General features: G+C 46.3%; 6 protein-coding genes. 4 read left to right on the top strand and 2 right to left on the bottom strand.

Annotated elements, in window-relative coordinates; genetic code table 11:
- The first annotated feature begins 217 nt into the window (after positions 1-217).
- The 3 genes from tig to clpX all read left to right on the top strand — a co-directional run bounded on the left by tig (position 218) and on the right by clpX (position 3,660).
- Positions 218-1,540 (top strand): trigger factor, encoded by a 1,323-nt coding sequence (gene tig, locus WBV75_RS02535; protein ID WP_424119088.1) that lies wholly within the window; start codon positions 218-220, stop codon positions 1,538-1,540.
- 125 nt (positions 1,541-1,665) lie between these two features.
- Complete coding sequence (locus WBV75_RS02530) at positions 1,666-2,346, top strand: ClpP family protease (protein ID WP_424119087.1); 681 nt, start codon at positions 1,666-1,668, stop codon at positions 2,344-2,346.
- A gap of 78 nt (positions 2,347-2,424) precedes the next feature.
- Complete coding sequence (gene clpX / locus WBV75_RS02525; RefSeq protein ID WP_424119086.1) at positions 2,425-3,660, top strand: ATP-dependent Clp protease ATP-binding subunit ClpX; 1,236 nt, start codon at positions 2,425-2,427, stop codon at positions 3,658-3,660.
- On the opposite strand, the gene WBV75_RS02520 is transcribed toward clpX, so the two are convergent.
- Positions 3,657-4,205, bottom strand: a complete 549-nt coding sequence (locus WBV75_RS02520) for a hypothetical protein (RefSeq protein WP_424119085.1) — start codon at positions 4,203-4,205, stop codon at positions 3,657-3,659. The genes clpX and WBV75_RS02520 overlap by 4 nt on opposite strands.
- A 195-nt stretch (positions 4,206-4,400) precedes the next feature.
- Positions 4,401-5,939, bottom strand: a complete 1,539-nt coding sequence (locus tag WBV75_RS02515; protein ID WP_424119084.1) for a GH3 auxin-responsive promoter family protein — start codon at positions 5,937-5,939, stop codon at positions 4,401-4,403.
- Positions 5,940-6,014: 75 nt separating this feature from the next.
- Here WBV75_RS02515 and WBV75_RS02510 point away from each other — a divergent pair.
- Positions 6,015-6,339: DUF2797 domain-containing protein (locus tag WBV75_RS02510; protein WP_424119083.1), on the top strand; the 325-nt coding region annotated here is incomplete at its 3' end.

Genomic DNA, 6,339 nt, shown 5'->3' with positions numbered 1-6,339 from the left:
TCCTTCTTGCGAGTTCCCTGGTATCGGGTTTCAGCGTAGACGGTTTCTGGCAGGCTTTACTCTTTTCATTACTGTTGTCCGTCCTGGAGTCGGTTTTGTTTGCCTTCCTGAAGGAAGACTCTAAATAGGAAGTTAAAGATTGACATACAGCCGGTTGAAAACTTGTCCTCTTGGCTAAAATGCCCTACTTTTGCACGGTTTCTTTAATAGCTGATTCATGAATATTACCAAAGAACAGATAGACCCCCTGAATGCCGTTCTCAAAGTAGAACTCTCACGGGAAGACTATCAGGAAAAAGTGGATAACATCCTCAGGGATTACCGTAAAAACGCGAACATTCCGGGCTTCCGCAAAGGCCAGGTCCCTATGGGCCTGATCAAGAAGCAATACGGCAAAGCGGTCCTGGTAGATGAGGTAAACAAATTACTGCAGGACAATTTGAACAATTACCTGACAGAGGAAAAACTGGACGTACTCGGGAATCCGCTGCCCAAGCAACAAGATAACTTCAATTGGGAGGCCGATGACCTCGCTTTTGAATTTGAGTTGGGGCTGGCACCGGACTTTGAGGTATCCTTAAGTCCGAAAAAAGGGATTCCGCATTACAAAATAGTCGCAGACAAAAAAATGATAGACGATCAGGTGGATCGCATTCGGAAGCAATACGGAAAATTGGTGTCGCAAGATATCATCGGGCCTGATAATGAAGTCAGTGGAAACTTCTTTAACGAGGAAGCAGAAATCGATCATAAAACGACCCTGGAGCTCGGTAAAATAAAAAGCAAGAAGGCACTGACTGCCCTCAAGGGAAAAAAGGCAGGGGAAACCGTTGCCTTAAAGACCAAGGGGCTTTTCAAAGAAGATTTCCTATTGCCTGGCAGCCTTGGAATCCCAAGAGAAAAAGCCGAAGATCTGGATATTGAAGTAGATTTCACCATAGCCGAAATCAACAAACGCGAACCCGCCGAACTCACCCAGGATCTGTTCGACAAACTTTTCGGGCCTGATACTGTGCATTCCGAAAAAGAGATGCGAACGAAAATCAAAGAGGACTCTGAGGCACAGTTTCAACAACAATCCGATCAGAAGTTGTTGAACGATGTTACAGAAAAACTGATCGAAACAACAAAATTCGATTTGCCTACCGAATTTCTGCAGAAGTGGATGCAGAATACAGGGGAAAAAGTACTCTCTGAAGAAGAGGCCCGGGATGAGTTCGAGAAGTCTGAAAAAGGCCTGAGATATCAGCTGATAGAAGGAAAACTCATCAAAGAACATGGCTTGGAGCTGAAGTTCGAAGAGCTCAGAGACTTCGCCAAGGGCTTTATAAGGTCCCAAATGGCTCAATACGGACAGTCAGAACCAAAAGAAGAGGATCTGGATGCGATTGCCGCCAGGGTACTGAGTAACCAGGATGAAGTCAAGCGACTATCCGAACAGTTGATGAGTCAGAAGTTGCTGGATCTGTACAAAGAAAAAGCCAACCTGAAAACTAAGGAAGTAACCTATGACGATTTCGTCAAAGAGGTGTACGGATAAGTAGAGAGCGACAATACGTGAAAGCAGCCTTCTGCCTCTGGTGTTGACAAATTGAGTATCTTTACGGTGCCGGATCGCTTTGTTTCGGCACCTTTTTTTTAAAACAAAACCGCTAGTAAGACTACATGGACTACGCTAAGGAATTTAAAAATTTTGCCGTTAAGGACCAGGGAATCAATAGCTTATACCTGGAACCCCTGCTGCAAAGTATGTACCCGGTGGGCATGACCCCAAACATAATTGAAGAGCGACAGCTCAATGCCATTGCCATGGATGTGTTTTCACGGCTTATGATGGACCGTATTATCTTTTTGGGAACCCCGGTAACCGATCAGGTGGCCAATATCATCCAGGCCCAACTCTTGTTTCTGGCCAGTGCGGATTCTGCCAAAGACATTCAGATTTATATCAATTCCCCCGGGGGTAGTGTATATGCCGGCCTGGGAATTTACGACACCATGCAATTCATAAAACCAGATGTGGCGACCATCTGCACAGGTATCGCCGCCTCTATGGCTGCTGTACTACTCTGTGCGGGTCACAAGGGAAAACGCAGTGGGCTCCGCCATTCGCGAGTCATGATCCACCAGCCCATGTCCGGAGCTCAGGGACAGGCCAGCGATATCGAAATTGCAGCGAAAGAGGTGGTCAAGTTAAGGGACGAACTCTACGAAATCATAGGTACGCACACCGGTCAGAGTTTTGATAAAATATACGAAGACAGTGACCGTGACTTCTGGATGAAGGCCAAGGAAGCCCTGGATTACGGAATGATCGACGAAATACTGGAACGCGAATCCGATTGAGTCCGGACTCCCTGATTCCCCCTCAGGTAATGCAATTTTTGTGAGTTCAGACGTTTAATATGATAAGGTCTTAAAGGGATGGCTAAAGAAAACCTGGAATGTTCGTTTTGCGGAAGAAAAAAACCGGAAACCAATCTGCTCATCGCGGGTCTGGATGCCCACATCTGTGACCGGTGTATTGAACAGGCACACGGAATTGTAGCGGAAGAATCCCGTCAGGCCAAAAACGAAGACCTTTTCTCCGAACTCGTCCTTAAAAAACCCATGGAAATCAAAGATTTCCTGGACACCTATATCATCGGACAGGAACGGACCAAAAAAGTTATGTCCGTAGCCGTCTACAACCACTACAAGCGATTGCTCCAACCCGCCTCCAAAGAGGACGATATTGAAATTCAGAAAAGTAATATTGTAATGGTTGGGCAGACGGGTACCGGAAAAACCCTGATGGCCAAAACTATTGCACGAATGCTGAATGTTCCCCTCGCCATAGTAGATGCCACAGTGCTTACAGAAGCCGGATATGTGGGCGAGGATGTCGAGAGCATCCTTACCCGACTGCTCCAGGCCGCTGATTACAACCTGGAAAAGGCAGAAAGGGGAATCGTATTTATCGACGAGATTGATAAAATTGCCCGGAAGAGCGATAACCCGTCCATCACGCGGGATGTTTCCGGAGAGGGCGTACAACAGGGTCTTTTAAAATTGCTCGAAGGCACCGTGGTGAACGTTCCGCCCAAAGGGGGACGAAAGCATCCCGATCAAAAATTCATCGAGGTCAATACCGAGAATATTCTTTTTATTGCCGGAGGTGCTTTTGATGGGATAGAACGGATAATAACCAAACGGCTCAATATGCAGGCCATTGGATATAGTGCCTCAAAGAAAGAGTCTACCCTGGATAAAGAAAATGTGCTGAAATATATTATCCCCAGGGATTTAAAAGAATTCGGTCTCATCCCCGAGATTATTGGTAGGCTCCCCGTACTTACCCATATGGATCCCCTGGATCGAAAAACGCTCCGTGCTATCCTCACCGAACCCAAAAATGCGATTATTAAGCAGTACGAAAAACTCTTTGCTATGGATGGTATCTCCTTTACCATCACCGACCAGGCGCTGGACTACATAGTAGATAAAGCTATCGAGTACAAACTCGGTGCAAGGGGATTGCGCTCATTATGTGAAGCGGTATTTACCGATGCCATGTTTGAACTCCCGAGTACTGAAGTGACTGACTTCAAAGTTTCTAAGCCTTATGCCGAAGAGAAGTTATCATTTGAAACAATGAATAAACTGAAAGCAGTTTCTTAAAGTCCCTGGTACTGCTTTCTAAGGGATTCTTCCAGAAGGTCCTGACACACCTTCTGAATTACTTTTTCATCTGAATACATTTCACGCCCAAACCGCGGTACGACCTCCATGGTCGTTCCGGAATGGGCCGCCCATTTCGCAGATGGCTTGTTCTCCATATATTCTCCATAGAGAAGCTTCGAAGGACAATCCAATCCGTCTGTTTCCCGGTGAAGGTTCATCGGGGAAATAGCATAAAGGGATTTCGCGGGGAGCCCGTCTTTGATTGCGTTCCATACCACGGTACCTCCGGCGCAAAATGTGAGGTAATGGGCAGGTTGTTCTTCTTTTGACAACAGGCTCTTAACTGCACGTTTTAAACCCCCATCCTTAAAGGAGGCGGTTAAGGTCCGGGCTGTTGGGTGGGATAGATCCAAATCTGCCAGCTGTGAAGTATCGTAATAGGTAATATCAAAATACTGTTGAAGATATCCCAGGTAAGAAGTAATCCAAAGTCCCTTTCTGGGACCCCATAAATCAGATAAAATAACAAGTCTTTCAGCCATAGGTCAAAAACATTTACGAGGGGAAGTAGGTTAACAAGCCCTCACAAGTTGCTTTGATTTGGAAGAAGGATAACCGCAATTTGGTCAAGGCGGGTAAAAAAATCGATATAGGGAAGAATTGGGCCCGTATTGTGACCCTTGAAGCAATTATCGGATCACCCGGAAATCGTTAAAAACCGGGCCTTACCCGATGAACTACCCGGGCACCCCAGAGGTTTTCCGGGCGTTGGAAGCTAAAAGTTCCTCTAACAGGTCCCTCTGGTTGGAGAGTCTGGGGACTTTGTGCTGACCCCCGAGTTTTCCCCTGGATTTTAACCAATCGTAAAAGAGGTTTGGATGTGCCCTGTGAATTTTCGGGGCATTGAGGGTCATGTCTTTGTAGCGCTTCGCCTCGTAATCCGAATTCAGGGATTTCAGGGCCTCATCCAGGCAAGATCCAAAATAGTCAAGATCCTCCGGGGATTTCCGGAATTCAATCAGCCATTCGTGGGCACCTTGTTTCTTGCCATCCATAAAAACAGGAGCCACAGTATACTCCGCAATGGAAGCCCCGGTCTGTTTACATGCCCGCTGTAAGGCCACCTCCGTATTTTCAATAACGAGTTCCTCCCCGAATACATTAATGTGGTGCTTGGTCCGGCCGGTAACCCGGATCCGGTAGGGATCCGTACTGGTAAAACGAACCGTATCCCCTATCTGATATCGCCATAGTCCCGCGTTGGTTGTAATGACAATGGCATAATTGACCCCCGTTTCAACTTCCCAAAGCGGTAAGACCTTTTGTTGTGGAGTCCCGTAACTGTCCATCGGGATAAACTCATAAAATATCCCGTAATCGAGCATCAACAACAGATCCTGACTGTTGTTCTGGTCCTGAATGGCAAAAAACCCTTCAGAAGCATTATAAATTTCGTAGTATTTAAAAGTCCCCCCGGGAAGCAGGCGATTGTACTGTTCCCGATACGGATTAAAATTCACTCCTCCGTGAAAATAGACTTCCAGATGCTGCCAAACCTCCTGGAGATCTTCCTTGCCCGTTTTCTCCAATACCCCGTTCAGGAGCACGAGCATCCAGGAAGGAACCCCTGCCAGGCTGGTGACATTCTCGCGGATACTTTCCTCAATAATGGCCTGCATTTTCTCTTCCCATTCGCTCATCAGGGAAACCCGGTTACTCGGGGTACTGCTCAACTCGGCCCAGAACGGCATATTATCGATAAGGATAGCTGAAAGGTCTCCAAAGAAAGTACCATTATCCTCATAGAGCTCCTTGCTACCCCCCAGTCGCAGACTTTTCCCCTTGAAAAGTTGAGAATCCGGATTGTTGTTCAAATAGAGACATAACAAATCCTTCCCAGACTTATAATGGCAATCTTCCAATGCTTCCGTACTTACAGGAATGAACTTACTTTTTGCATTGGTAGTCCCACTGCTTTTGGCAAACCATCGGATTTCGGTGGGCCAGAATAAATTCTGCTCGCCTTTTCGGGAGCGTTCGATCAGGGGTTCAAATTCCTCATATGTAACAAGGGGAACCCTGGAGGCAAAAGTTTCATAAGTGGTAATATCTTCAAACCCGTATTTCTGCCCCAATACGGTTTCATCCGCAAACTCAAGGAGTTGCTCCAGAACTTCCTGTTGTACCTCCTGGGGATATTTTAGGAATAGCTCTATCTGGTGGTATCGCTTTTTGAGCAGCCAGGAAGCGATGGAGTTAAAAAGCGGGATGGGCATTTTTGGTATCTTTACAATCTACCTTACAAGGTGGTTAAAGATACCATTAAATCCTTTTTCCAAAAACACATCAGCATGCAATACGAAGGGGTTCTGCGAAAAATGCAAACAGAATTTGAGAATCCAATAGCTTATTACCTCGTCTTTCCTGACGATTTTATCCATATGAATCTTTTGCTGGATCGCTCCCTGTCCATTCGTTTTTTAAAATACGAGTGTCTGGGGTGTGGAGGCGATCTCCCCATTTTTCGTCAGGGGTATTGTAAGAATTGCTTTTTTGAACAACCACAGGCCGGGGAGTGGATTATGCACCCGGAACGCAGCAAAGCGCATCTCGGCGAAGAGGATCGGGATCTGGACTACGAAAAGAAGGTGCAGTTACAACCGCATATTGTCTATC

Origin of the sequence: Robiginitalea sp. (assembly GCF_049588695.1) — a bacterium.
Lineage (GTDB): Bacteria > Bacteroidota > Bacteroidia > Flavobacteriales > Flavobacteriaceae > Robiginitalea.
The sequence above is the reverse complement of the archived record's forward strand: the minus strand, read 5'-3'. Positions and strand labels throughout refer to the sequence as shown.

Coding starts and splice junctions, on each gene's coding strand:
- WBV75_RS02530 (WP_424119087.1), top strand. CDS start 1,666: ATGGACTACGCTAAGGAATTTAAAAATTTTGCCGTTAAGGACCAGGGA.
- tig (WP_424119088.1), top strand. CDS start 218: ATGAATATTACCAAAGAACAGATAGACCCCCTGAATGCCGTTCTCAAA.
- WBV75_RS02520 (WP_424119085.1), bottom strand. CDS start 4,205: ATGGCTGAAAGACTTGTTATTTTATCTGATTTATGGGGTCCCAGAAAG.
- WBV75_RS02515 (WP_424119084.1), bottom strand. CDS start 5,939: ATGCCCATCCCGCTTTTTAACTCCATCGCTTCCTGGCTGCTCAAAAAG.
- clpX (WP_424119086.1), top strand. CDS start 2,425: ATGGCTAAAGAAAACCTGGAATGTTCGTTTTGCGGAAGAAAAAAACCG.